Annotated in this window: 24 protein-coding genes; 4 read left to right on the forward strand and 20 right to left on the reverse strand. The window is 51.7% G+C overall.

Features of this window, described 5'->3' with window-relative positions; genetic code table 11:
- Positions 1-134: 134 nt before the first annotated feature.
- Both OGX91_RS21360 and OGX91_RS21365 read right to left on the reverse strand, forming a co-directional pair.
- The gene (locus tag OGX91_RS21360) at positions 135-1,103 is read right to left on the reverse strand and encodes a threonine ammonia-lyase (protein ID WP_177341212.1); all 969 of its coding nucleotides are present in this window, start codon (positions 1,101-1,103) and stop codon (positions 135-137) included.
- 116 nt (positions 1,104-1,219) lie between these two features.
- The gene (locus tag OGX91_RS21365; protein WP_286627263.1) at positions 1,220-2,248 is read right to left on the reverse strand and encodes a zinc-dependent alcohol dehydrogenase family protein; all 1,029 of its coding nucleotides are present in this window, start codon (positions 2,246-2,248) and stop codon (positions 1,220-1,222) included.
- A 102-nt stretch (positions 2,249-2,350) separates the two neighbouring features.
- Between OGX91_RS21365 and OGX91_RS21370 the strand changes: the two genes are divergently transcribed.
- The 4 genes from OGX91_RS21370 (at position 2,351) to OGX91_RS21385 (ending at position 9,182) form a co-directional block, all read left to right on the forward strand.
- Entirely contained in the window at positions 2,351-3,256 is a 906-nt protein-coding gene (locus OGX91_RS21370; protein WP_203033946.1) for a LysR family transcriptional regulator, read from the forward strand.
- A 390-nt stretch (positions 3,257-3,646) separates the two neighbouring features.
- On the forward strand, positions 3,647-4,591 hold the full coding sequence (locus OGX91_RS21375; RefSeq protein ID WP_286627264.1) for an ArdC family protein: 945 nt from the start codon (positions 3,647-3,649) through the stop codon (positions 4,589-4,591).
- Between the two features lie 303 nt (positions 4,592-4,894).
- A complete protein-coding gene (locus tag OGX91_RS21380) occupies positions 4,895-5,674 on the forward strand; it encodes a Hachiman antiphage defense system protein HamA (RefSeq protein ID WP_224294409.1) in 780 nt (259 codons plus the stop codon).
- Positions 5,658-9,182 (forward strand): DEAD/DEAH box helicase, encoded by a 3,525-nt coding sequence (locus tag OGX91_RS21385; protein ID WP_286627265.1) that lies wholly within the window; start codon positions 5,658-5,660, stop codon positions 9,180-9,182. The genes OGX91_RS21380 and OGX91_RS21385 overlap by 17 nt, the downstream gene beginning before the upstream one ends.
- Before the next feature lie 60 nt (positions 9,183-9,242).
- Here OGX91_RS21385 and mobC read toward each other — a convergent pair whose 3' ends face one another.
- The 18 genes from mobC to OGX91_RS21475 form a co-directional block, all read right to left on the reverse strand.
- Complete coding sequence (gene mobC / locus OGX91_RS21390) at positions 9,243-9,989, reverse strand: MobC family replication-relaxation protein (protein ID WP_286627266.1); 747 nt, start codon at positions 9,987-9,989, stop codon at positions 9,243-9,245.
- 9 nt (positions 9,990-9,998) lie between these two features.
- Positions 9,999-11,858 (reverse strand): type IV secretory system conjugative DNA transfer family protein, encoded by a 1,860-nt coding sequence (locus tag OGX91_RS21395; protein WP_286627305.1) that lies wholly within the window; start codon positions 11,856-11,858, stop codon positions 9,999-10,001.
- Positions 11,859-12,544: 686 nt separating this feature from the next.
- Positions 12,545-12,847 carry a TrbM/KikA/MpfK family conjugal transfer protein gene (locus OGX91_RS21400; RefSeq protein ID WP_286627267.1) on the reverse strand — a complete coding sequence of 101 codons (303 nt, stop codon included), beginning with the start codon at positions 12,845-12,847 and terminating at the stop codon, positions 12,545-12,547.
- A 60-nt stretch (positions 12,848-12,907) separates the two neighbouring features.
- Positions 12,908-13,927 (reverse strand): P-type DNA transfer ATPase VirB11, encoded by a 1,020-nt coding sequence (gene virB11, locus OGX91_RS21405; RefSeq protein WP_286627268.1) that lies wholly within the window; start codon positions 13,925-13,927, stop codon positions 12,908-12,910.
- Positions 13,917-15,224: a VirB10/TraB/TrbI family type IV secretion system protein gene (virB10, locus tag OGX91_RS21410; protein ID WP_286627269.1), complete on the reverse strand. Its 1,308-nt coding sequence runs from the start codon at positions 15,222-15,224 to the stop codon at positions 13,917-13,919. Before virB10 ends, virB11 begins: the two co-directional genes overlap by 11 nt.
- Positions 15,221-16,111: a P-type conjugative transfer protein VirB9 gene (gene virB9, locus OGX91_RS21415; RefSeq protein WP_286627270.1), complete on the reverse strand. Its 891-nt coding sequence runs from the start codon at positions 16,109-16,111 to the stop codon at positions 15,221-15,223. Before virB9 ends, virB10 begins: the two co-directional genes overlap by 4 nt.
- Entirely contained in the window at positions 16,108-16,791 is a 684-nt protein-coding gene (locus OGX91_RS21420) for a VirB8 family type IV secretion system protein (RefSeq protein ID WP_135770558.1), read from the reverse strand. The genes virB9 and OGX91_RS21420 overlap by 4 nt, the downstream gene beginning before the upstream one ends.
- Complete coding sequence (locus OGX91_RS21425) at positions 16,784-16,924, reverse strand: hypothetical protein (RefSeq protein ID WP_167878706.1); 141 nt, start codon at positions 16,922-16,924, stop codon at positions 16,784-16,786. The genes OGX91_RS21420 and OGX91_RS21425 overlap by 8 nt, the downstream gene beginning before the upstream one ends.
- An 89-nt stretch (positions 16,925-17,013) precedes the next feature.
- The gene (locus tag OGX91_RS21430; protein ID WP_286627271.1) at positions 17,014-18,045 is read right to left on the reverse strand and encodes a TrbL/VirB6 family protein; all 1,032 of its coding nucleotides are present in this window, start codon (positions 18,043-18,045) and stop codon (positions 17,014-17,016) included.
- Positions 18,046-18,116: 71 nt separating this feature from the next.
- Complete coding sequence (locus tag OGX91_RS21435) at positions 18,117-18,392, reverse strand: EexN family lipoprotein (protein WP_286627272.1); 276 nt, start codon at positions 18,390-18,392, stop codon at positions 18,117-18,119.
- 11 nt (positions 18,393-18,403) lie between these two features.
- Positions 18,404-19,132 carry a TrbJ/VirB5 family protein gene (locus OGX91_RS21440; protein WP_286627273.1) on the reverse strand — a complete coding sequence of 243 codons (729 nt, stop codon included), beginning with the start codon at positions 19,130-19,132 and terminating at the stop codon, positions 18,404-18,406.
- 22 nt (positions 19,133-19,154) lie between these two features.
- On the reverse strand, positions 19,155-21,902 hold the full coding sequence (locus OGX91_RS21445) for a VirB4 family type IV secretion/conjugal transfer ATPase (RefSeq protein ID WP_286627274.1): 2,748 nt from the start codon (positions 21,900-21,902) through the stop codon (positions 19,155-19,157).
- Positions 21,903-21,913: 11 nt separating this feature from the next.
- Positions 21,914-22,192, reverse strand: a complete 279-nt coding sequence (locus tag OGX91_RS21450) for a TrbC/VirB2 family protein (protein ID WP_286627275.1) — start codon at positions 22,190-22,192, stop codon at positions 21,914-21,916.
- Positions 22,189-22,851, reverse strand: a complete 663-nt coding sequence (locus tag OGX91_RS21455) for a lytic transglycosylase domain-containing protein (RefSeq protein ID WP_286627276.1) — start codon at positions 22,849-22,851, stop codon at positions 22,189-22,191. Before OGX91_RS21455 ends, OGX91_RS21450 begins: the two co-directional genes overlap by 4 nt.
- A 71-nt stretch (positions 22,852-22,922) precedes the next feature.
- The gene (locus OGX91_RS21460; protein WP_032936876.1) at positions 22,923-23,156 is read right to left on the reverse strand and encodes a hypothetical protein; all 234 of its coding nucleotides are present in this window, start codon (positions 23,154-23,156) and stop codon (positions 22,923-22,925) included.
- A 397-nt stretch (positions 23,157-23,553) separates the two neighbouring features.
- Entirely contained in the window at positions 23,554-23,763 is a 210-nt protein-coding gene (locus OGX91_RS21465) for a TraR/DksA family transcriptional regulator (protein WP_095032949.1), read from the reverse strand.
- On the reverse strand, positions 23,753-24,337 hold the full coding sequence (locus tag OGX91_RS21470; RefSeq protein ID WP_032936811.1) for a DUF2857 domain-containing protein: 585 nt from the start codon (positions 24,335-24,337) through the stop codon (positions 23,753-23,755). The genes OGX91_RS21465 and OGX91_RS21470 overlap by 11 nt, the downstream gene beginning before the upstream one ends.
- A 61-nt stretch (positions 24,338-24,398) precedes the next feature.
- Complete coding sequence (locus OGX91_RS21475) at positions 24,399-24,584, reverse strand: AlpA family transcriptional regulator (protein WP_032936812.1); 186 nt, start codon at positions 24,582-24,584, stop codon at positions 24,399-24,401.
- Between the last annotated feature and the right edge of the window lie 422 nt (positions 24,585-25,006).

Here is a 25,006-nt window from a genome sequence, read left to right on the forward strand (position 1 = left end):
TAATCGTTTCCCGGCCCAACCTGTTCCGCAAGCAACTGTATTAAAGAAGGCAGGGTAAATATTATCTGCGGGTTGTTTTTTTATCCGGCAAAGATGAATTACAAGATAGAGCTGACTGTTTTAATACGCAAGATTTAATTAACATCTGTATTTTTTACCCAGCCATTCATCTCTTGGAGTGTAACGTTACCACCACATATGATGAGTCCCATGACTGCATCGCTAGGCATGTCGGGTATGACAGAGAGTACTGCTGGAATGAGTGTCCCTGCAGCGGGTTCAACCCATTGCCTGGCTTTCTCGCCAAATAAAATCATTCCTTGTATGGCGTCGCTATCGGACACCGTGATGACCTTTTCAATGTAGCGCTGCGCGTGTTCCAGCATGAGTAGGTCAATCACAGGGACGCCAAGGGTTGAAATGGCAGAAGTGATATCCACGTTGACGGGGTTTCCTGCATTCAATGCCTGGTACATCGAACTGGCTCCCTCCGTTTCCACTCCCCATATCCGGATGTCTGGGTTACGGGATTTGAGTACCGTCGCAATGCCTGCCAGCATTGCACCGCCACCCACCGCAACAAATACATCGGTCAATGAAGGACAATCTTCCATCAGTTCGAGTGCAAGGGTTCCATATCCTTCCGCGACCAGTGTGTCGCTACAGTCATCGATTATATGGTATCCCTGCTCTGCAAGTTTTCTGGCTCGTTCAAATGCGGAACTGACATCTTCTTCAAGAATAACGGTGCTACCGGAATGGCGTATTTTTTCAATGGATGAGGCCGGGGCGTTTTTTGGCATAATCACGGTCACGTTTATATCAAGCGCTTTGCCCGCTTTTGCCACTGCGATACCAAAGTTCCCGCCACTGACGGCAGCGAAACGGTAATCTTTCAGATTACCGGAAAAAGCGGAAAGCAGGTTCAGCACTCCTCTGGCTTTAAACGAGCCGCCAGTCTGCAAATTCTCCAGTTTGAGAAAAACCGTTCTTCCCAGCATATCCGACAATCCCGGAGACAAGACTGTGGGGGTTCGAATGACCGATTTTTTAATCCTTTCGGCAGCGGCGATAATCGAAGACAGAGTAATGTACGCGGTCATCAGTATGTCTCTCATTGAAAGCGAATGGGTAAAAAGACCATTGGAAAATGAGGAGGACAATGTCCCCCTGCATGTCATACGTGATAGTAAACTTTTTCTATTTACATCCCAAATGCCTAACCTATTCGGATGACGATTTTCCCGAACGGGCCTCTCTCCAGGTGCGTGAAGGCTGCTCCCGCGTCAGAGAAATTATATATTTTATCAATCACCGGTTTAATCTGATAGCGGTCTACAGCCTGACATAAATCTTCAAGAGACCGTCGGTGACCCACAGTAATCCCCTGAATAACCGCTCTTTTAAGCATCAGGGGAACGGCAGGAAGAATGATCTCATTGCCTTTAAGGAAACCAATCTGAGTAATCCTGCCTCCCGGCGCAAGGGCATCCGCAGACTGGCGCAAATTATCCCCGCCGATAAGCTCCAGAATATGGTCAAATCCACGCCCTCTGGTTAGTTCAGCAGCCCGCAATGACCATTCCGGTGTCAGACTGGTGTTGATTAAACCTGATGCCCCAAGCGCCTTTGCACGCTGTAGCTTTTCTTCACTCCGGGAGAGAACGGTCACTTCCGCGCCCAGAGCCCGCGCCAGCTGGAGCCCTGCCAGCGCTACGCCGCCGGTTCCCTGGACCAGCACCCGCTGTCCCTTTCTGAGATTTCCTGTTTCCACCAGCGCGAACCAGGCCGTCAGGGCCGCAACCGGCAGAGTGGATACCTCCACATCACTCAGTGAGTCAGGAGAGGCGACAGCCACATCTTCGTGGAGTATGACATATTCAGCCAGCATTCCGGGTAGCGGACCGCCCAGTGAACGGCCATGATGGACCATGTCCTCCGGCGCATCGCCGTCCAGCCACTGCGTCCAGAAATTTCCTGTGACCCGGTCTCCGGTACGAAAACGGGTCACGCCGGGTCCTGCTGCGAGAACAACCCCCGCCATATCTGAAACGGGTGTGAAAGGCATTTCCGGCAGGTCAGGCAACAGTTTCCCCTCCAGCACCAGTTTATCCCGGTAGTTAAGGGAGACCGCAGAGACTTTAACCAGCAACTCGTTATGCTCTGGTTCCGGCAAAGGCACGTCTGTCAGGTGGAGGTTTTCAGTGCCGGAAGACGACAACTGCCAGCGTTTCATCATTTGAGCCATAGTGTTTTCTCCAGTAAGTTGGAAAAATCATCTTATTAACAACAATACGGCGTGTATCACGATATAAAGGAATGATATTTCCTCCCCAATGGAGACAATTGAATGGCATTCATCCTGCATTCTCAGTTACTCAGCATGGCCGCTTTTGTGCATACGGTGGAGACAGGCAGTTTCACCGCTGCCGCAATCCGGATGGGCGTATCAAAATCGGCTACTGGTAAACATGTCGCCCGTCTTGAACAACGGCTCGGCGTTAAACTGCTGAACCGTACCACCAGAAGCATCAGCCTTACCGAAGAGGGTGAGCTGTATTACCGGAGCTGCCTCAGGGTTATGGACGAGCTTGATGAAACTGAATCTCTTCTGGCGTCCCGTAAAAAGGTGGTGTCAGGTACGCTGCGCATCAGTCTCCCCGTCTCATATGGCCGGATTTGTGTCATGCCTGTCCTTGCAACGCTATGTTCTGAATACCCGGAGCTTAAACTGGATATCACGTTCACCGATCGCCGGGTGGACCTCATCGAGGAAAATATCGATCTTGCTGTGCGACTGGGTGACACAGGAAACTCTGCCAGTATTGCCGGGCGAAAAATTGCCACTCAGCGTTCTGTTATTTGCGCTTCTCCTGCATACATTAATCGTCACGGCCTGCCTGGCAGCGCAGAAGAGCTGCTTTCTCATACCTGCCTGGGCTTTTCAAGGGATGGCAGAGTATTGCCCTGGAAAGTGCTGGATGAAAATGGCCGCATGGTCCTGCTTGAACCCACTGTCCGTCACATTGTCAGCCACGGGGAAGCATTGCGGGATGCGGCTGTCGGAGGGATGGGGATTGCTTTCCTGTCAACATGGCTGGCCGGAGACGAAATCGCTAAAGGGGAACTGATGATTATACCCGTTACGGCCCCCAAGCATGATGCTCCGGTTACGGCGCTGTGGCCTGTTTCAAGAAACCTCTCACCCAGGATCCGGGTGGTGGTGGATAAGCTGTACGCGGAGCTCAATAAATAGACAGTCGGGGCCCGGTTGTGATTGATGCCGGAACGAGACAATTTAAGAACAAACCGCCCCCCGGTTAGCAGGATCGTCTCGTCCGGCAGCAAAGCATGCTAACACCTACATGAAGTTCCTCTCAGTGCCAGTTTCCGACTCAACACCACCAGTCTGCTTTTCACCACTGCGAAGTAAGGGGCTCTACGTCCGGCTATGCAGAGTCAGATTTTTTCTCCCGCGTGCTTTCCGTTCCCCGTATCTACTTCCTGTTAATCGTTTCCCAACACAACCCGTCCCGCAAGGGTGAAGTGCACGCATTCTGCGCCCTTGCGGGCCGGAACGATGCCGGGAAAGCGAACCGTCAGGCGATACGAAGACGAAAATCACACCACTGACGGAGAAAAAGCCATGACGATTTCCCTGCATAACCAGACTACCGCCCCTAACACCGCAGCGGCGACCAGCGTATCCCCGCTGGACCCGTCAGGCTCCTCAAAAACGAAATTTTCTAGAACCAGAACAGATATTTATCAGACCGTAACCGACAGTATCATTGCGGCGCTTGAAGCGGGTGTTAAACCGTGGTTCTGCCCGTGGCAGCGCGTACCGGGTATGTCTGGTCTGCCTTCCAATTACGCCACCGGCGTAGCCTACAGTGGCATGAATATCATGTTGCTGTGGAGCAGTGCATCAAAACAGGGGTTTAGCGATTCACGCTGGTTGACCTACAAACAGGCACAGGCAGCAGGTGGACAGGTTCGCACGCGTGAACTTGGCACAACAGCCATTTTCTACACCACACTGGAGAAGGAAAACGACGCCGGAGAAGTTGAACATATCCCGATGCTGAAAACCTTCACCGTGTTTAACGTTCAGCAAATCGACGGCCTGGCCCTGACAACGGAAACCGTCAGCCCGGAAGCAATCTTTGACCCGTTGCCGCAGGCTGAAAACCTGTTCAGGAAGAGCGGCGCAAACATCATTGAGAAAGGACAGAACGCATTTTTCAGCCCTTCAACTGATGAAGTATGGCTACCGGAGCGCCGTCTGTTTTCAGATGCGGCTAACTTCTATGCTACCGGCCTGCATGAGCTTGTCCATTGGAGTGGGGGTAAAAAACGCCTGAACCGTGAAATGAAAGGGAAGTTTGGCAGTGCGGATTATGCAGAGGAAGAACTTGTCGCGGAGCTGGGAAGTGCCTTTCTGATGGCGGATCTTGGCATTGAGGGAGAGGTACAACATGAAAGCTATATTGCTTCCTGGCTGAAAGCGCTGAAAAACGACAAGCGTTATATTTTCAAAGCGGTCAGCGCAGCCTCTAAAGCACATCGTTATTTGATGGACAAAATCTGAGCCGCAAGGTCTCAGGGCCGCAAAGGAGTGTGGCTTTCCGTGCTGGGATAGGCTTAACCGGTAATGCTGTAGAGGTATGAGTGAGACGGAGCGGAGTCGGAACGAGCACCGAACAATCATACCTCTACAGCGGAATAGTGCATTCTATGCGTTGGTTATGGTGTCTGGCATTAGAACTTCTTTTAAATCTGAGAGTTGAAGCTCTGAAGTTATGTTGATCGGACGGTTGACAATAAGATATTCTGGTGTTTCTCCCTCCTTGGTTCCGTACTTCCAAAAAGAAGACCATATAGAGGAATTAGTATGGCAAATTTCGAGGACTGGTGTGATTCGACAGAGCGTAATATCAGCGACCATTATTTGCAGTCAATAACGGCCAGGGATGCCGAGTTTATGTTCGGCGTTCAGGTTATGGCCGCGCTAATACCTGAACACTATGCGTCACCAAGAAATATTGCTAACGCATTTGAAGCTCTAGGTAAACCGGGGCTGGCGGCATACATTGCTGGAAAATTGCCTGAAACGAAACAGATTCGTTCCGGTGATTTGGGTGAGATATTTGCAACTGAATGGATAAATGCACGTAGCAATGGCTATAAAACGCCTATAAAAAGATTGCGCTGGAAAGATCATCGCAATATGTCGATGCGTGGTGAGGACGTCATTGGTATCTACATAGATCAGTCTTCTCAACAACTTTTTTTCCTTAAAACCGAAGCGAAAAGTCGCGCCAAAATGACGGGAGAGGTGGTTTCTGAAGCCCGCGATAACTTGAATAAAGAGCAAGGGCTGCCATCTTCACATGCCCTAATGTTCATAGCAGATCGCCTGAATGAACAGGGTGAGGAGCTTTTGGCTAAAGCGATCTTAAATGCAACGCTTCGGCAAGGAATTGTTCCTGGATGCGTCCGGCATCTTATCTTTCTGTTATCGGGCAACTCTTCAGAAACTATGCTGACCACTTCAATTGAAAAGTATACAGATCAAAATAATCAGTGGGGTGTTTGTCTAAGAATTGCTCGCCATGGTGAGTTTATTGCCGCAACTTTTGAAAAGGTGATTAGCGATGCCAGCAACAGCTGATGAAATTATCGAAGCTATTAAGGAAGCTTCAGCTGTAGGTTTTCGCGGGCGCCTGATTGCACGCGGGCAAGCCCGGTCGGTGATCTGGCGAGACGGTGACTTGCCGCCGGATGCACCGGAGTTTAGCGCACTGCTCAGTCAGGACCTTCAAGGCTATGCTTATGCTCTAATCGATCTCGGCCTTCGTCTTCGAGAACTTAATGGAGACGACGCCTATGTGCGAATTGCTTTTGAACAGGCCGGAACCGCACTCGAGTCGGCTATTGCTAAAGGAAAACGCGACAGCCGGGATACGGATTTTCACTTCGTAATGGCTGCTGCAAGCTATCACCTTGCGCATCTTTCAGCACGAGCCTATTCGTTACTCGCAATGGTTGGTCAGGATGATAATTTTTCACCAATAGAAAGGGCTCTTACACAACTTATCCGGCGTGATTTGCGTACTCTGCGCGATAATGCGTTGGGCTTTCGGCTCAGAGGTGATGGCAGTGATGTGAAAATTACTGAAATCCTCCAGGCTCGCCTAAACTTGCCGCAAGACGAGAACGGTGCCAGTGAGTCAGAGGAGGACATCCTTTTTGATGGGCTTGATTTGGCACTGACTGACGCCTATATGTCGGCCATTTCTCTCTACCTTCTCGCTGTAGAAAGGGGAGAATCACGTTTGCTTTCCAAGGCTATTGAAAAATTAAGAATTAGTCTAAGTATATGTGCTCAGTTTAATATGCTACCCCAGTGGTGGCTAAACTTTATTACCATTCATCTGTTATCTGACCTTTGGTCAGATACATTCCATGAAAGATTGCCACCGGTTCCAGTTGGTGGTGACGCTGCTGAATGGCCCGCGCTTCGGGAACTGTTTATTGCACTGCTTCAAAGACGACCTCGAGCCGAAATTGATCTCTGGCCATCGCAGAGAGAGGCCGCCGGACGCTCTGTTAATGACAATGACGATTTGGTTGTTTCGTTGCCAACCAGCGCTGGAAAAACTCGTATTGCTGAATTGTGTATTCTTCGCTGTCTGGCGGGTGGCAAGCGTGTTGTTTTCATCACCCCGCTTCGTGCGCTTTCTGCACAAACAGAAGCCACTCTCTCCAGAACATTTGGGCCGCTTGGGAAAACAATATCAATGCTGTATGGCAGCATTGGCGTAAGTGGTATGGATGAGGATGCAATTCGCCAGCGTGACATCGTCGTCGCCACGCCTGAAAAACTTGACTTTGCTCTCCGGAATGACCCGTCAATTATTAATGATGTAGGACTTTTTATTTTTGATGAGGGGCACATGATTGGGGCCGATGAACGAGAGGTTCGCTATGAAGTTCAAATTCAACGGCTGTTGCGCAGACAGGATGCCGATACGCGCAGAATTGTCTGCCTCTCGGCAATTCTACCTGATGGTGAGCAACTCGATGATTTTGCCGGTTGGCTCCGTCGTGACAAGCCCGGAGGACCAATCAAAAATAATTGGCGACCGACCCGCTTGCAGTTTGGCGAGGTCATATGGTCCGCTCCAGCAGGTCGGCTTAATCTCAGTGTCGGTTATGAGGCGGCTTGGGTATCGCGTTTTATCGTCAGCAGACAACCGCCAAAGGTTAAATTACCTAATAAAAAGCAGCGAACAAAAATGTTTCCCTCTGATAACAAGGAGCTCTGCTTAGCGACAGCCTGGCGTCTAATTGAAGATGGACAGACCGTACTTATCTACTGCCCACTTCGCCGGAGCGTCGAACCGTTTGCCGAGACAATTGTCGATTTGCATCAGCGCGGACTACTGCCATCTTTATTTGATGCTGCCCCGGACATTCTGGATACGGCTATCTCGCTGGGAGAAGAATGGTTGGGGGCACACAGCCCGATACTTGCCTGCCTACGGTTGGGCGTGGCTCTTCATCATGGCGCATTGCCTACGGCTTACCGCAAAGAAATCGAACGTTTGCTGCGAGATGGGGTACTTAAAGTGACGATCTCATCACCGACGCTAGCACAAGGTCTTAATCTTTCGGCAACGGCTATCGTCATGCATTCTCTTCATCGGAATCGCGAGCTTATCAAAGTGTCCGAGTTCAGAAACGTCATAGGCAGAGCAGGGCGCGCATATGTAGATGTTGAAGGGCTGGTGATTTATCCAATATTCGATAAAGTAAATAAACGCCAGACTAACTGGCATACCCTCACATCTGACACGGGGGCCCGTGAGATGGAGAGCGGACTAATACAGCTTGTCTGTGTGTTATTGATTCGCATGCATACACGGCTTGGTGGGGATTTAAAAGCACTCACTGAATATGTGACCAACAACGCCGTAGCGTGGGAATTTCCAGAAATTATGACCGAATCTCCGCAAGAAAGAGATATTGCGCAGGCCATCTGGGAAAAACAACTTTCAACGCTTGATACTGCTATTCTGAGCCTTCTTGGTGAGAATGATATCCCGGATGACCAGATTGAAACTGCTCTTGATGACATTCTTCAGTCTTCACTTTGGCAACGCAGTTTGCAGCGTTATAGGGATGAGAATGAACGGATTTTGCTGAAATCGGGACTCCTGTCCCGCAGCCGCTACATCTGGCAGCGCTCAACGGCAGCAGGGCGCCGGGGGTATTTCCTGTCGGGGGTAGGACTTACAACCGGGCTACGACTTGATGCTATTGCCGCTAAGGCCAACCAACTATTGATTGATGCGAATGCGGCTATAATGGGCGGTGATGCCGAAGAGGCAATTGCTGCTATCACTGCGCTCGCTGAAGAGGTCTTTACCTTCTATCCGTTTATACCCGATCCATTGCCTGGCGACTGGAGAGGTATTTTACGTTCCTGGCTATTGGGTGAAACCATGACTAACGTCGCGAATACGCAGGCGTCTGAAACGCTTCAATTCGTCGAGAATGGGCTGGTGTATCGACTTCCGTGGGCAATGGAGGCTATTAGGGTACGTGCAACAGCTAATGGAGACCTCATAGGTGATACAGATACCACGCTAGACGATTATGAGTTAGGTTTTGCGGTTGCTGCCGTTGAAACAGGTACCTTGAGCCGTTCGTCTTCACTGCTTATTCAGGCGGGTTTTAGCTCCAGGCTTGCAGCCATAAAAGTGGTTACAGACACTACTGCAGATTTTCAATCCAGCCAGGAGCTTAGAAGGTGGCTGAACTCTGAAGAAGTGATAAGCCACACGGATAATCATGACTGGCCTACACCTGAAACCAGAGTGATGTGGCTGGAATTCTTGGGTAGTCTCAGCCCCAAAGGCAGCCAGGTTTGGAGTCGTCATCGTTATAACGGAATGGTGGACTGGAGAGCTACTCCGGCAGTGATCGGCACACCATTGCAGCTTTACACTGTTGATGGTATTCATCACGTACTGGCTGATGATGGCACTCCTCTGGGAAGTATAAATGGCAGAATTAACACAAACAGAAGAGGTCTTCTTAGAGTTGAGGTGGATGATGAGAATGGTCGTGCCATGTTCGACTATTTAGGACCGGACGACTTTATTTCTACCTGATTTCTGGTTAGAGCGACTTGTGATTGGTGCATGCATCTGGCGTAATCGGTGAGACCGTAGCTATATATTGTTATCCAAATTGAGCCGTTGCAACTCGTCGAGCGTGTAGACGCGGAAGACATTCCGGTGGCGGGTTTCCAGCGGGATGTGCTGATGGTTAACGATAACGTGTCTGATGCTGTCAAACAGCCGTTCAAGGCCGCGCTTTTTCTGCGGGTCCGGCACGATATAAAAAACGTAAATCCAGTCTTTCCGGGTCCGGGCCAGTAAATGGCTTGCGATGATTGACTGGTAGCGAGCTCTGGTTTTCAGACGGCGCTCGGTCTCAATGGCGATCACGGTTCCGCAGGGGAGAGTGATCAGCCCGTCTGGCCGGTGATTGACCTGATAACGGCTGAGGAAGGTCGTGCGATCGCCGTTTATCCAGCCGGACGCGCCTTTTTGCTCAAGGATGATCCGTGCCGCCTGATTATCAAGGTGATGTTCCAGTGTCCAGCCGGTAATCTTTGAAGGCTCAAACCGTGCGGGGAAAAGCGCATCGTCGGGGGTTAACACAACGGCCAGTCCGTCACTGGTTATGCCCCACAATGAAATTTTTATCGTGCGTGATACCAGGACATGCTTTTGTATTAACCCCATTCTCTCGACTTTTGAAAGAAGGGTATAAAGCGATTTATGATCCCGGAAACCAAATAGCAGCATCAGCGTTTTAAAATCGCTGTAGGTCTCTTCTTTCAGGAAGTTCAGCAGTTGTTTTATTTTTTCTCTGTTTCGCGTCTGACGCTCTTGATATGTCGAAATCAGCATAAGCGCTCCTTAAAAATCCAGCGGGGACAGGTGTTCTTCCTCATCAGGTTGGGGCTTTGCCGGTTTGACTTCGCTTCCGTTGAAGAAAAGATCCGGGTGCGTTGTCATTACATCTGGTATGGCTGGTTTATCATCCTCGTCAAAATCCAGTGCGATTTTCACCGGTGCCGCCGCTGCGGCAATGTCAGGGGAAACCGAAAAGATTTTTAGCTGACGCTTTCTGACCTTGATTGGCGAAATCAGTGAAGCAGAAGGAAGCGTTTTTGTCGTAAAGATAAAGCTGACAAAATCAGGCAGGTTCAGGATCATATTGCTGTCAATAAAAAAACGCTCGGCCTGGCGAATGGTACGCTCACTGTCGATGGTTTCCGTCAGCATATTATCCGTTTTAGCCTTGCGGAGTTCGTCATCCACCAGAATAGTGCCTGACATTCTTGCCACCCATTCCGCCGTATCCGGATCCATAACCCGATAAACCAGTTTGAATTTGGCATTTTCAACGACCGCACCGACAACGGCATCGCCTTTCAAATCTGCCGGGCAGTCTTTTAAATCGGCAATGGACTGGTGATCCATAATAATATGCACGCCTTTATCCCGCGCCGCGCCTAAACCTTCCAGCGCTGGCCTGGATAAATGGTATTTCAGTTCGGAAAGATAAACAGCAATGGGGTGGGGTACGTCTGTTACACGGTCGCGCCTTTCTGCCAGCTGGTACAGACGTACCAGTAGCATGCGCTGTGCGGTAATAATTTTGCTGTTTCGCATGGAGCCGATAACATAACAGCAGCCACCTTCATCAAATATTTTTTTGAGTGAAAAACCCTCCGGTGAATTAATGGCATTGAGTAATGCCAGTTCCTCAATTTTCCCAAAGAATGCTTTGATTTTTTCGGCAATACCTTGCACGTAATCACTGTTATAAACATCCCGGATTGTTGCCGATGGATTATCGCTGAAAAATTGTGCGGCCATACGGGCGGCTTTCCGGTCATCGATCCGATAAAAGTCAGATTCCTGACCTTTTTCCGCCAGACTGAAACCTGCAACGAACAATTCTTCCAGTTCATCAGGCGTAATATCTTCAATCAGGTTTAGCTGGTATTGCTGTTTTCTCAGGTCAATTAAGGCAAAGGGTTTTCCTGCATCCTCGCAGGCTTTCCGGTAAAGGTGTGGAGCCCATTCATCATCCTTGGGGTCCATAACAAACACACCTTCACCGGCCAGAATACTTTGATAAAGCAATATCCCTGCAGCTACCCCTTTACCAGCTCCGGTGGTGCCGATAATATCCGCGTGCTGTTTCTGCCAGTCATTTAACGGGAGATACATTGGTTCGTTTTCCCTGTCCATGCCAGTAAAAATACCTTTATTCAGGTCGATATAATCCAGCGGATCATAATGCAGTGTTTCCGGCAGCAGGGACTTTACTGTGCGGACATCGGTGCGCAATTCCCGTTCAAGGGTGGTTTTTTTAACAAGGCGTTTCTTTATTTTGTCCAGTTCCGGCGTGAATCCCCGGCGAAGCATGATATGAAAAATAATCCCGGTCACAGTGAAAGCAATCCGTACTGACCAGGCCAGTACCGTATTATCACTGGTGAGTCTGGTCTTATACAGCCACTGGAAGGACCCGATAACTATCGGAGCCAGTGTGCCGGAGAGAAAACACAGCAGGGAAAAAGCGATAATCAACCTTTTCCATAACGGGGCTTTCTGCCGTTCATCGCTTTTCATCGACGCAAAAAACGGCATCGTCAGCCCCGCTAATAACGCCAGTATCAGTTGTTGCTGTTGCATAAAAGCGAGCAGCGCCAGCATCCCGTTCACTATCGGCGACAGTGAAGCGGCAAGCTTATTTAAAATCATCATGCCTCCTTCGTCAGCGATTCGCCCCATCAATTCGCCCCACGGTGTCGGGCGAAAAGGCGGGGCGAGCGTATGGGGTAAAGAAGGTGGCCGCAGTGCGGCCATGTGCCGGTAAGCATGCTTCCCGGTACGAAACGGCGTGCGCCTGTACATGCGGGCAGGACGCCCTTATTGCCCGTCGCATGGGGGTAATGTCGTGGCTGAACGCTGCGCCAAAACCCCCAGGGTCAAAGGCGGCACACCGTCGCCCGCTACGCGCGACCACCCCCTTTAAGACGGTCGCTTTCGCCTTTTTCTTCCCTTTACTCGTTCCTCGTAGCGGGAATAAAAGGGAAGCTGACCTTTAAAGAGGGTGGTCGCACCACGCTACCGGCTTTTGGCCGGAGACTTAGCTGCGACGGTGTGCGGGGCGATGCCCCCCAAATAAATCGCTGTCGTGGGCGACAGCTTTTCGCTCGCTGGGGCGGCGAAATTTATCCGGCTCCCCCCGGCCTGCAAAATCCGCGTGGGCGCGGCTGTTTGCAGGTGAGGCGCGGTGCCTGAATTATTTTCGCTCCTTAACCCGCGAAAATATTTCTGTCCGCTGCCTCATTTTTACGGCCCCTGTTTCTTCGCTCCTTAATCCGCGAAAAACAGAAGCCGTAAAAACCTGAAAACCGTCACGCTCTTTGCCGGTCTCGCCAGTATTAACCACGAACGCGGCCATATTTACTGATGATCTGATCGATAGTCGCCGGGTCTGCCGAATCACATTTAAGTAAAAACGATTTTCTGGCATCGGCCGTATGGTCAGGAAGAAAGCCGTGTTTATTCTTTTTCATGATATTAAAGAATGCCCGTTCAGCGGAGTGACATTCACTGCCGCCGCTGTTTCCCGTTGTTTTACCGTACATGCATAAAACCACTTCGCATGCATCAGCGGCCATTGCGGATGTTGTACATGACGCAATAACGCAGAACAATAATACGGAGGATATTGCTTTTTTCATTTCAGTTACCATTATGATTAATGAAAGGTTACGTATCCTGGGTAATGTTATTTGCCGGAGTTATTTTCTGAATGTTTCTTTCATGCTGTTTAAATGAACTGGTTTGAAGTAAATGTCGCGCATCCGGCGCACATCGCCGTGTATATCAATACTGACGATGACATCAATGCTTTTAAGTACCTTGCGTAACAGCACATCGAAAGGAATGTTCCGACAGTCCGGGTTTTCATAGCAGCGGTCAATGATCCCTTCAATGCATTCTTCCGGGCTGCCCGCATGCAGGGAGGTAATTAATCCCTCATGCCCGGAGCCGACAATTTTCAGCGCGTCCCACGCCTCCCTTCCACGAATTTCCGCCAGTAATATCCGGTCAGGGTTCATACGATAATTAGCCCGGATCAGCCTGCCGGGCGTGACAATGGCGTTGTCCCCGGCATCCGCAGGGTAAAAAAGATGAACATAATTGGCGTGGTGATAAAAGCGGATTTCGGGATTGTCCTCAATTGTAACCAGCCGGAGATGCGGCGGAATATAATGCAGTAGTGTTTTCATATAGGTGGTTTTACCGGAGCCGGTTTCACCCACAATAAAAATTGTTTTGCCGTATTCCACCGCCTTTTCCATAAAGCAGGGAATATCTCCGCTGTGGTATAACCGGATCAGTGCATTATCCTGACTTTCCGTATTTTCCTGACCGGCCACGCGCTGATAAAATCCCGCATCAATCCATGACTGATGTGTTTTCCGCTCAAACGAGGGTTTGCGTAACGTAATGGACACCGTGTTACGCTCACAGGCCGGGGGTATAATCGTCTGAATACGCTCGCCGGATTCGAGCGTGGCCGACAGTATCGGTGACGTATCGTCAATATTATCGTCATGCCAGGACGCCAGCGCTCTGGCAAAGGCGTAACACTGACGCAGCGTGACCGGGGATTCACGCTGCTGCCATGCCCCCTTTATTTTGGTGTGCAGTTCCCCCGGTCGGTTAATCGCGATTTCGGTCAGCCCTTCGACTGGCAGATAATCACCGAACAGCTGATTTTTCATAAAATCCAGTGACAGGTTTTCAGCGCTCATACCATTTCTTTTTCAGCCGTAGTTGATAAACAGAGGAAAAATCAATATCCGTGCCGGTCATGATGCCGATCACGTCACCCTGGTTCAGGTACATCGTGGGCGGGATACTGATGCTGTTTTCCAGCGTCGTTTTCGCCATTTCCGCCGTGGCGGCGCGGGTGTTTTCGGTATAGTCGGTATTGCGGTCTTTACCCGGCGCGGCCTCTGATGCCGCTGCCGCCACGTCCTGCACGGTACTGAGCATCAGGGCGTTGCCGAAACGCTCCCAGAAATGGCTGTCGATCCAGCCTGCGATCCCTGCCTCACCGAGCGGGCCGGTGGCCTGCGTATCGGTGAGCGGGATTTGCAGGCTGCCGGGCTCCGGCGTGCGCAGCTCCGTCCACAGCACAAACATCCGGCTGCGCCCGTGTTGCAGTGCGCCTGTGCGGTAGACGCCACGGGCGACTGTTCCTGCCGGGATCAGCTTCACATGGTTACTGGCGCTCCAGACATTCTCACCGATCAGGCAGGAGATATGACCGCCAACATCGGATACGAAGCGCCGCATCATCGAACACGGAATATAGCGGTCCACTGGGATATAGAGATCGGGATCGAGGCCCAGCCGTCTGACACCGGTGACGCGGGCAACGCCCGGATTGTCGTTGTTATTGCTGCCTGCCGGTGCTGTCGTATCCGGGCAGCGCAGGCGTCCATCTTCGCCACTGACCAGTACTGACTGACAGGATGTGTACGCCGTGGAGGCTGACGGTCTGCCCGACGTTTCCGTGTTGCTGCGCACTCCGCTTCGGGACGTGCGTGTATTGTCGCCTGACCCTGTACTACCGCTGTTCAGCCCGTCTGCCAGTGCTGCCGCCTTGTTCAGGGCGGGCGGCCCGGGCGGCAGATCTGGAGTGGCCGGAGCGCTCTGACTGGCAGGGCCTGCGCTTTCCTGCCTCCCTGGCCCGTACAGGCCAAAGGGGTTACTGTCCATGCCCAGATTCTTACGTTCCTGCTGCACCGTCCCGGAGGAGGGCGACGGCGCGGTGTCAGATTCTTTCTCATCACCCCTTTTCAGGGCGCTGAGAAGGCGATCGCCGCCGGATGCCAGCGCGATGACCAGGACCAGACTCAGCAGGCTGACGATCAGTGTGCGGCGATCGGACGCTTTACGGAAACGGGTCACTTCCGGCTGGCCGGGCGGCGTTTTCTGCTCCGGCTCCTGATATGCCATTGCCGCGCGGGCGCGTTCGCGGGCTTCTGCTTCCCGTTCTGCGGTGGTTTTTTCCGGTTCGTCCGGGAAAGATTTGTCGGTCATTTTGCCTCCAGCGTAACGGACGGCGAAACGGTGTCACTGCTGGTCAGTGGGATACGCCCGAATCCGTTGTTTTCGATCCCCACCACCGAGGTACCGTAACGCAGAACCAGCTGCGGCGATGCCGGAACCGCCATCACGGTGTAGTTGCCCTGTTTAATGGTCCGGGGCGTGACCGCCTGCTCCTGACCATTAACCACCCGGAAAACTGAAGGCAGGGTTTTTGTGGGGGAAAAACCGATATACGCAAAACGACCGTCATCCCAGGTAAAGTCCGGGGCGATGGCGGCGGAACCGGCGGCCACCCGTTTTGTATAGCGCCAGTTGCGCGGCGTGGTGGTCTGCCCGAATGCCGCCGCTATCCGCTGCCGGTCCAGTGTTTCCTGCTGATGTTGCTGACGGGCGGCGCTGGCGGCGGCTGACTTTTTCCGCAGTTCGTCGGGATAGCGGTAGCGGATAACAAAGGCCTGAGCGGGCGAATCTTTATCCAGCACGTTCAGCTCCAGGCTGTAATCGCGCTTCGATGTCACCACGAACAGATTGGTTTTCCAGTCTTTTGCCGTCGGCAGAAACACCTGGCTGACGTTGTTGCCGCTGGCATCCGTGACCGGCTGGGTAATCGGGTTCGGGCTGACGCCCACCCGGTTATCGCTTTTCGTCACGGTCCAGCCTCTGGGAAAACCCGCCTGCGCATCGATAACGGTTTCATCATCGTCAAACACCAGCATGGTGACGTAGCCGGGGCGGGTACTGACGACCGTGGCGTTCTGGTTGTTGTATGTGACGTTCTGCATCCGGCTGTCATACGCGCTGCCGCGCGGTGTCGCTGCGCTCCATGCCACGCATGACATCATTAAGCCAGAGAGGAGCAGGGTATGTTTCAGCATCATTCCCCCCTCAGCTCTTTGTCGCGCTGGTAGCTCGTGACGATAAAGCCCAGCGGGTTCACTTCGCGCTGGCTGTCGGTCAGTTGCCGGTGCGGGACGTAGCGGTAGGTGAGGCGGATATTCCAGACATCCGTTTTCACGGAATTATCAGCAATACGGCGGATAGCGCGCTTGATACGCAGGGTTGCCAGATTATCCGGCCCGGTGGCAGGCGCATGTACATTGGAAATAATGTCGATATCAACAACATATTCCGCCTTGTTAAAAATCACGTCCGGTGCCTGGTCGCCGTTAAACCCGTCCAGATAGTCCCGGTTCACGCTGTCGCTGTTAAATAACTGCACGTCGTCATAATCACGCTGGAGGGAGAAATAATTATATCCCTCGCGGAGTCTGACATAGTGTGCTGCCAGTGAATGCGCCAGCGCTTTTTCAGATGAAATATCCCGCTCCTTCACGCGGGTCATATATTCATAGCGACCGGTCTGTTTATCCACTGACCATAATTCAGTGTCGGTGGTTTTAAGCGGCAGCAGGATAATAATGGCCGCAATCGCCATTGCGGCCAGAATCAGTCCGGCAGCAGCCACCCGCCAGGCGGTTTTTCGGGAACGCTCTTCCTTTTCCAGCAGGATGGATTCAAAAGAGCGGGAAACATTAACAATGTTTTGAATATCAGACATGGTGAGTCAGCTCCTGAATGATGGCGGGGGAATTCACTGGCTCGGGTTCGCCGGATACCGACGGGAGGTCGCCCTGATGCCGTGCGCAGCCCGTGAGCGCGCACAGCATCAGAAGGATGATGCTGAATTTCATGGAAGCCCCTTATCGTATGGATGCAGGAATGCCCCACCGGTGGCGCAGGCCACGGCGTGACGGGGAAAGGAAATTAAGGATCGGGAGGATTAACGGTGACGCTGCCGGTTCAGGCGTTTCATACTTTCGATGGCGGCGGCGCGTTTCTGCCAGGCACTCACGGTTTTAACCGCGCCTGCGCCGGTGAGTCTGCCGGTCGCCGCGGCGACGGCCATGCCGCCTTTCGCAGCCAGGCGGGCACCACCCTTTACACCCGGACCGGTGAGGTCGGCGGATTTCTTTGCCAGTCCGCTCAGGCCACTCATGGCTGCACCCTGCAGCACCGCCTGTACGGCGGCCCCGCTGAGTGCGCTGGCGAGCTTCGCGGAGAACCAGACCACCACACCTGCCGCTATCCCGGCCAGCAGGCACTGCGCCGCCAGCGTGACCATATTGGTTTCAGCGGATGTTTTTGTTGCAGCATCCAGTATCTTATTCAGGTAATTAATGGCAATACGGATGGATAAGGCAGAAAACATGATCGTTAATATTGCCGCGAAAATTGTTTTCAGCCAGTTATCAAACATCGGTTTAAGAAAACCGTACAACAGGCAGAAAATAAAGAGCGGCGCGGTGGTTGTCATTAACAGGATGGTGATTTCAGCGAGCAGGTTCACAAAGGTGGCAGCCAGTAACAGAACGATCGCGCCGCCCCATACCAGCACTTCGGCAAAGCCACCATTCAGTTTGACGTAAGTCGAGGTGTCCATACTGAACAGTGTCTGCCCCAGTGTCTGTGCCTTTTCCCAGACGGTATCAAGCAGCGCCCAGACGTTATCATTGCCGCTGACACCGTCTTTGAGTCCCTGGATAGCCGCTACCGCCATATCCAGCCAGCCATCCCGGTTTAACGCAAAGGTGGTGATCAGCAACATTCGCCCCACATCCCAGACGACATCTTCAACCGGGGCCCGGAGTTTGCCAGCCAGTGTCTGATAACCGCGATACAGTATAAATAAGGTAAAAGAGCTGACGATGATGACGCTGATCATCGTACCGTAAGTGGAAGACTGACCTTCCAGTACGGCATTCAGTCCATCCATGATGTTTTTGTCCATACCCACAAAAATACCACCGGACATGGTGCCTCACCTGATATATAAAGAAAGGAAATAAAAAACAGGGAGAATTCCCTGTTTTGGCGGAGGAGATATTACTGTGTGACGGATTTTCTCTTTTCGGCTTCCTGTTGAAAGAGTGTCTCAAATTTTTCTTTTATTCCGGGCTTGCCAATTTGAGCGAACGTAATGGCAGCCCGTTGAGCAAACTCGCAGTTATCGCTTGCCTCGCCATCCTTAAGGCATTGCGTATAAACCGCATAAGTTTCGTCAGGATGCTGCTTATACCAGGCCTCGGATTTGGTTTCCTTGCAGCCGGACAGTAATATCACGCCTGAGAGTGTGCATAAGGTGAATAAGGATCTGAGCACGGATAACCTCCTTATAAATTATTAAGGTCAGCAACAGGAGCCGTTAGCTGCTGCTGTTCAAAGGCTTTCTGTCTTTGCTGTTCCAGCAATGTCGTTCGCTGTTCAGCCTGTCTGACAGACATCTCCCACTGATTCGTCAGCGCATTTAACTGTACGCTTTTCGCCGCGATGGCGTTAGCCAGATCCTGAGACTCTTTCGAGTCCTGCGCATTCGATATACGGTCAGATAAGTCTGATATATCGCTGAGTGTGTTGTTTATCCTGTTTTCAACCTCAGTGGTATTCTCAATCACCATTGCCTGATTGAGGATCATTTGTTTGCAACTGTCGGCCAGGGCCTGAGACTTTATTCCTTCCTGTTCCTCGCTGCATACGCTGAATGATTTGTATTTATTGTAAAGGTTTTGCAGTTCAGCAGAATATGAGCTGTTTTGCGTGGTCAGCAGATCATCCAGTGAAATACCGCTCTTACGGAGATTATCAATATCGGTTTTCAGGCTTCGGGCATCGCTGAGAAAGCCCTGAATATCCCGCACGCCAGTTGCAGTAGCTAACTGTTTTTTATACGCATCAAGTTCACTTTTATAATGGGTAACCGTATCCTCCCATTGCTGTAATTTCTGCATCCACTGGTTAATGGATTCGGTATTTTGCACGGCGTCGAAAACCGGTATTCCGGCGCTGAACGCCTGCGTCGAGAAAAATAACGATAATGCCAGAAAGGTATATCTGGTACGCATATCAATGACCTCCGTATGAATATCAGATTGCCCGCTCAAGGAAGGTTTCTTTCCATTCATCAGGTCGCATGCCGTCCTGATAAATGGCATCGAATATTTTCAGGTTGTCCTCACTGCCGCTGAGGAGCCGGGTGAGTTTACCCAGCCCGGACAGATCCATTTTTGCCATCGCCACAAACGGGCGGGTTTCCCCGGCCCGCAGCGGTGTTTTCAGGATGACCATATAATGCTCGCCCGGATCCAGGTTTCTGACCGCCTCATAAACGCTGTCCGGCACTTTCATTTTCTCCACGTAATCTGCATAGCTGGCTTTCGGATTGGCGAGGAAAATCTGGGTACCGCACTGCTCAATAATCGCCGGGGCGATGGGGTGTTTGACGATTTCATCCGGTGACTGTGTTGCCGGGATGAAGATACCGTTCAGCTTGCGGATGACTTTCAGCATATTGAGCGAGAATCGGGAAAATTCGACATCGGCCAGCCAGCGCCAGAACTCATCCATAAACATCACCAGGCGGCGACCGTCCAGCAGGCTGGTCACACGGTATAGCAGGTAAAAGGTCACGGGGCCGCGTATATCGTCATCATCCAGAAATTCGGTGCCGTCGATACCAAAGTTATCGACATCGCTGATGGTGAAAGTATCAGCCTCGTTATCAAACACCCAGCCGAACTCGCCCCCCTGTGCCCACTGTTTCAGGCGAATACGCAGCCCGTTGGTGCGGGCGTCTGTGGTCGGCGGCTCCGGCAGCACTTCCAGCAGCCGGGTGATCCCGAACCGGCGGTACTCCGGCGGATAGTCCAGCATGATGGCGTCAACGGCGGCACTGATCCGCTCCTCATCGCGCGGATCGAGCGGCTTACCGTTGCGGCGGCACAGCATGCGCACCAGCCGTTTGATGAAACGGATGTTCCGGCGGGTTGGCTCCAGCGCAAACGGGTTGAATCCGGTGGGCTCGCCGGTACGGATGCGGAAATAACGCCCGCCCGCCTGGCGGATCGCCATCTCCGCCGCCCGATCCTTATCGAAATACACCGTGGTCAGCCGTTTGAGGGTGGCAGAAGGCGCAAATGTCGCCGGGTTGCGGTACTTCTGCATCAGTTGTTGCATGACCGTCATCAGCAGGGTTTTGCCGGAGCCGGTTTTCCCGATAATCGCCGTATTCCCCGGCGTTTTCTCACCGGTGTCATCCCGCCCGGCCTGGCTGTCGTGAAGGTTCAGGTAATACCCGCCACCGCCGGGCGATGTGAGGATGGCGATGGATTCCCCCCACGGATTGCCGCTGCGTTTGTGAGGATGGAAGTTATGCAGGCAGGCCATATCGGCAAAATTCTGGCTGCTGACGGCCACCAGTCGGGGACGCATCGTATAGACCCCCGGCAGTTGCGCCAGATATGCGGCGGGCAGTGACAGGGTGGAGAGCGTCGTCATAATACCCAGATCGGCGAAGGGCTGAGCCAGAACGTTAGTGTCCTTCACCACCTGTCCGGCACTGTCTGAGGAGATCAGCAGGGAAAAATGGAATTTCCCGCACGACACATGCCCGGACTGGAGCAGGTCGCGCAGGACAATCAGCTCTTCGCGCTGGGAAATCGCGTCATCGTCCGCTGAGTTCAGCCGTTTTTCCGCCAGGCGGATATGATGCTGCGCCTCATCCCGAGCCATGCAGGTAAAGGACTGCGTCAGAACATACTCGCTTTCGGCGTACAGCAGCGAATCCAGCATGCCGGTGTGGGTTTCCGGGGAATAATCCTTAATCTCCAGACTGCGGAAGAAGCGGGAACCGCTGACCGTCTGGCATTCACCGGTGTCGGTGGTGAAAAACACGTCCGGCGTGCTTAACGTTTCATAAAACGGCGAGCGCGTTACGGCCACTTTCTGCCACTGGCCGGTGATCAGGCGGTGGAAGAACGCCAGTTGTGAGGAATATACCCGCCCGTTTTCTTCATATATCCCCAGCGGCGTTGCCATATAGCGGGATAATGAAGATCCCAGTGCTTCACAGTATTCCTGCATGATTTTGAGCGCGTCATCCAGAGCTGGCTGGCGTTTACCGTGCGATTGCGCTTTCATGGTTTTTTTCTCAATCGCAGAGAACGGCGCGTAGCAGACGGTGAAAAACAGCCGGTGCCGCCAGAACGGTTTTTCTTTTACCGGCTGGTAATACCGCCGGGTCACGTCATCAGAAAAGGGTATGCCCGAACAGGCTTCAAAAGCATCATGGTATTTTTCACGGAGCCGGTGAATATAAAATGTTACCGGCAGACCTTCATACGAGCGGATAATATTGTTCAGATGCGTGGCCATCAGGGTCAGGTGATGTTCTTCTTCACATTCAAAGACTGTACCGCCCAGTTCCCAGGTGGCAACCAAATCACGGTGACGGTTTCTGATGACGTAAGGGTGAATATGGGAGGAATACGGAATATATTTATCCAGCGTAATACGCTCGTTTAATTTCATTTTCTGAATAAACTCCGACACATCAACATTATCGTACTGGTTTGCCAGAAGGGCATTCGCGCCAAAATGGGTATTGGTGAAAAGTCGCCCACGGGTTTTAAATGCCAGCCAGAGCAGACTGAAATAATGAATATCCTTCCGGGCTTTATTTTTCATTTCCGCCCAGGCCGGGATCAGCAACAGTGCCAGGTAATAGCTGACATAGACCGCCAGCAGGACGATGGCCCCGCTGACGAGAACGAACGGCACAAGAGGAATACCCATAATGGCGGCAGGCCGCGTGAGCGCTTTATTCAGCGTAGCCATCGTTACCTCGCTTATGACGCCCAGTAGGCACCGAAGCCGGACGCGCCGACAATCAGGATCGCGCCGATGATGACGTTACGCATGTCGTGCAGGCTCTTGCCGTCGAAAAGTACCTTGTAGCCCACCCACATGGTCGCCAGCGTGATGGTGACGGCGGCCAGTCCCAGCAGGCCGGTCGAAGTATTGCTCAGTGTCTCACTGGCCTTGTTAAATCCGCTGTCCGCCGCCAGCAGCGGGGCAGGCAGCAGCACGGAAGCAACAACGGAGTAACGGCGTTTACGCATGATCATTTATCCTCATCAGGGATAACAGGGATAGCGCCGCGAATGACGGCACCGGGATAATGTAGAGAAGTCAGGACCGGCGCAGTGGCACCGACAGGCTCGCCGCGCAGCACAACGGCGGGATAACGGACAGAGGGCTGTACACTCCGGTCAGGGGCACGGTGCCGGTCTTCCCGCGTGGACGGGACGACATAGCCAATGCGCTGTACGTAGCTGGTCTGGTTAAAGGCGGATTCCCGTCGCTGTCCGGTTTCAAAGTTGCCGGAGTAGTAACAACTGAGTGCTCGTTTCAGGGTGCCGCCGCGCCGGTAACAGTCGGCGAGAATGCGCTCAAATACCGACAGATTGACGCAAGGGTTAAGCAGGTCGCTGGCCGTGACGCCGTAATGGCGGAAATTGGTGCTGGTGATTTGCATCAGTCCAACAGAGTAACGGCGGCCCTGAGCCATCAGGCGGCGAAGAATATGCTCTGCCTCTCCCCGACTGGCTGGCTGGTGAGAATTAACGTGTTTATCGCCGGAAGATTCTCCGGAGTTCGGAACAATCTCGGCAATGGCATACGGGTTAAAACCGGATTCCACCCGCGCCACGTCGAGTGCCGTGGACGGATGAATGCTGGCGGCGCACTGCATGGCCGCCGCCAGAAAGGCAGTGGTGGAAAGCATGATGGCCTCAGAAAGCAGACAGCATGCAGGGTCTGCAGACGCTGCATGCTGTGGAGTCAGAATCAAAGGGATTACTGCGCGGTTTCGACAGGAGCCGTACTCTGCTGCGGACTGTTTTCCTCGCGGGGTTCCAGCAGGACTAGTTTGCCGGAGACGGCAATACCGGGCGTCAGGACAATATTCAGACCGGCTTTACCGTGGTGAGCAAAGGCAACGCCGACTTTTGTCCAGTATGTATTTTTCTCGCCCTGAGTATCCGGCTGACTTTCCTGGGTAACATATGCATAATAATCGGGTTTTCTCATGATGAGCCCCTTTAATAAAATGGTAGAAAATAATATTTTTTCGATCACGTCCCGATTCTGCATTCCGGTTTTAACGGGTCAGCGAGAACATTCAGCGGCACCCTGAATTGTGGTTTTGTGACAGCCCGTCCCGTATTATTAAAGAGCAATACCCGGCCCGGACGAATTAACGTCCATTAGGGCAACCATTCTGTAATGGCGTGTTCAGCATGAGGGGTCTGGATCGAGTCATAAACGATAAACTCAAAAAAAAAATGAAAGACTTAGTCGGATGGATAAATAAAGAAATTGGAGAGCAGGAAAGGAAGTTGAAGTAAATTATGGGGATTAATTTTTATTTTCTGATACAGATAAAGACGTATGAGCATTTATTACTCATACGTCTTTTGGTTCACATTTAACAACGATGGCGTTCAAGTTTATCCTGACATTCCGTACAGGTTGTTACGCCTGGTAGTGCCTGCCGTCGTTTTTCAGGAATAGGTTTACCGCATAAACGGCAGTGGAATAATGATGGTGTTGTTCCTGGTTTGAAACGGCTCTGTTCAATCATCTCTTCCAGTCGTTGTTCATTGAACTCCTGATCGCGGTCGATCTCATCCGGCATTTGATGCCCTCCTGTTGGCGGCCTCCTTTTCGCAGAGTGTGATGCGCTTCCAGATGGTGGTGAGAGACAGACCTTCGGCGTCCGGCAATAGCTTTTCCGTCACCTGCATCATCGCGGCCAGCGCGTCGGAGGATTCAAGGTTATCCACCCGACATTTTTGCCATTGCCTCCAGATTTCGGCATCTGTCTCTTCATCTGGTTCAGGCGTCCGCCCATACGGCACGCTGACACTCAGCAACCGGCGACGAAGGCAGACTTCATTTGATGTCAGGCCAAAATAGTGGTTGAGCAACGAGATAGAGCCACCCAGGCGGATAGCACGGTTAATCTCCTGTTGATGCTGGTATTCCTGGCGGGCCTGCGCCAGTAAATGATGCAGAACATCATGGCGGACACTGACCGAAACAAAGGGAACTGCCGCCCGGCTGACCGTAAACAGTTCATCGAGTGATAACTGATTAAGAGCATTCATTTCGTCGAAAGTAAATCCGAGGGATTTACAGTGACGAATATTGCCTTCTTTCAGAGCGTGCAATGCATCAGTTAAGATGGTGTAATTAATTAATGGAATCATTCTGTTATCTCCTCAATCCATATGGAAAAGTTGAGCAAATAAACGGACATTTTTAACTGATCTAACGTCCGGCTAACTTAAGGTTGATCCATTCATCAATTTCCGATTCGAGCCAGGCCACACTGGCCGGGCCAATTTTTATTGAACGTGGGAACGAACCATTTTTCATATACAAGTAAATTTGAGAGCGTTTCAAACCGGTTTTTTCTTCGACCTGTTTTAAACGTAATAACTGATGTGATGTCATTGTATTCTCCTATTGTGGAATGACTGGTGCATGTCCAGAGAAAATAAAAGAACACAGCAGTAAGCTTAGGAAAAGCCGATAGCACCTTATTACTGATGGGAAGATCCTTAGTACGGTTTTGTATTGAATAAATAATAAGTTATTAGTCGTATAAGGATGTGGAGAAGGATAGTTGTGCTGCTGTGTAGTTTTCAGCGTTTCGCTGGTGCAATGGTGTCATGACTTAGCGTGATAATGAGGACAATAAAAAGATGCGGTTAAATACATTCATTGTGAATTTCAGTCAGGGGGGCGTTACCACTCTAGCGGTAATGCGCTATGAAGCATCGCCATAGAAGTGTTCTGTGTGGTCGAAACATATATGCTCAACTACTTCCTTAACACAATGCTGAATTGATTGTGCTTCCCGATCATGTATAGAC

The sequence above is a fragment of the Citrobacter sp. Cpa228 genome (assembly GCF_030333085.1).
Taxonomy (GTDB): Bacteria; Pseudomonadota; Gammaproteobacteria; order Enterobacterales; family Enterobacteriaceae; genus Citrobacter; species Citrobacter pasteurii.

What these genes read in the sequence shown, in the direction of transcription:
- OGX91_RS21360 (WP_177341212.1), bottom strand. Translation starts at nt 1,103, where the DNA reads ATGACCGCGTACATTACTCTGTCTTCGATTATCGCCGCTGCCGAAAGG.
- OGX91_RS21365 (WP_286627263.1), bottom strand. Translation starts at nt 2,248, where the DNA reads ATGGCTCAAATGATGAAACGCTGGCAGTTGTCGTCTTCCGGCACTGAA.
- OGX91_RS21370 (WP_203033946.1), top strand. Translation starts at nt 2,351, where the DNA reads ATGGCATTCATCCTGCATTCTCAGTTACTCAGCATGGCCGCTTTTGTG.
- OGX91_RS21375 (WP_286627264.1), top strand. Translation starts at nt 3,647, where the DNA reads ATGACGATTTCCCTGCATAACCAGACTACCGCCCCTAACACCGCAGCG.
- OGX91_RS21380 (WP_224294409.1), top strand. Translation starts at nt 4,895, where the DNA reads ATGGCAAATTTCGAGGACTGGTGTGATTCGACAGAGCGTAATATCAGC.
- OGX91_RS21385 (WP_286627265.1), top strand. Translation starts at nt 5,658, where the DNA reads ATGCCAGCAACAGCTGATGAAATTATCGAAGCTATTAAGGAAGCTTCA.
- mobC (WP_286627266.1), bottom strand. Translation starts at nt 9,989, where the DNA reads ATGCTGATTTCGACATATCAAGAGCGTCAGACGCGAAACAGAGAAAAA.
- OGX91_RS21395 (WP_286627305.1), bottom strand. Translation starts at nt 11,858, where the DNA reads ATGATTTTAAATAAGCTTGCCGCTTCACTGTCGCCGATAGTGAACGGG.
- OGX91_RS21400 (WP_286627267.1), bottom strand. Translation starts at nt 12,847, where the DNA reads ATGAAAAAAGCAATATCCTCCGTATTATTGTTCTGCGTTATTGCGTCA.
- virB11 (WP_286627268.1), bottom strand. Translation starts at nt 13,927, where the DNA reads ATGAGCGCTGAAAACCTGTCACTGGATTTTATGAAAAATCAGCTGTTC.
- virB10 (WP_286627269.1), bottom strand. Translation starts at nt 15,224, where the DNA reads ATGACCGACAAATCTTTCCCGGACGAACCGGAAAAAACCACCGCAGAA.
- virB9 (WP_286627270.1), bottom strand. Translation starts at nt 16,111, where the DNA reads ATGATGCTGAAACATACCCTGCTCCTCTCTGGCTTAATGATGTCATGC.
- OGX91_RS21420 (WP_135770558.1), bottom strand. Translation starts at nt 16,791, where the DNA reads ATGTCTGATATTCAAAACATTGTTAATGTTTCCCGCTCTTTTGAATCC.
- OGX91_RS21425 (WP_167878706.1), bottom strand. Translation starts at nt 16,924, where the DNA reads ATGAAATTCAGCATCATCCTTCTGATGCTGTGCGCGCTCACGGGCTGC.
- OGX91_RS21430 (WP_286627271.1), bottom strand. Translation starts at nt 18,045, where the DNA reads ATGTCCGGTGGTATTTTTGTGGGTATGGACAAAAACATCATGGATGGA.
- OGX91_RS21440 (WP_286627273.1), bottom strand. Translation starts at nt 19,132, where the DNA reads ATGCGTACCAGATATACCTTTCTGGCATTATCGTTATTTTTCTCGACG.
- OGX91_RS21445 (WP_286627274.1), bottom strand. Translation starts at nt 21,902, where the DNA reads ATGGCTACGCTGAATAAAGCGCTCACGCGGCCTGCCGCCATTATGGGT.
- OGX91_RS21450 (WP_286627275.1), bottom strand. Translation starts at nt 22,192, where the DNA reads ATGATCATGCGTAAACGCCGTTACTCCGTTGTTGCTTCCGTGCTGCTG.
- OGX91_RS21455 (WP_286627276.1), bottom strand. Translation starts at nt 22,851, where the DNA reads ATGCTTTCCACCACTGCCTTTCTGGCGGCGGCCATGCAGTGCGCCGCC.
- OGX91_RS21460 (WP_032936876.1), bottom strand. Translation starts at nt 23,156, where the DNA reads ATGAGAAAACCCGATTATTATGCATATGTTACCCAGGAAAGTCAGCCG.
- OGX91_RS21465 (WP_095032949.1), bottom strand. Translation starts at nt 23,763, where the DNA reads ATGCCGGATGAGATCGACCGCGATCAGGAGTTCAATGAACAACGACTG.
- OGX91_RS21470 (WP_032936811.1), bottom strand. Translation starts at nt 24,337, where the DNA reads ATGATTCCATTAATTAATTACACCATCTTAACTGATGCATTGCACGCT.
- OGX91_RS21475 (WP_032936812.1), bottom strand. Translation starts at nt 24,584, where the DNA reads ATGACATCACATCAGTTATTACGTTTAAAACAGGTCGAAGAAAAAACC.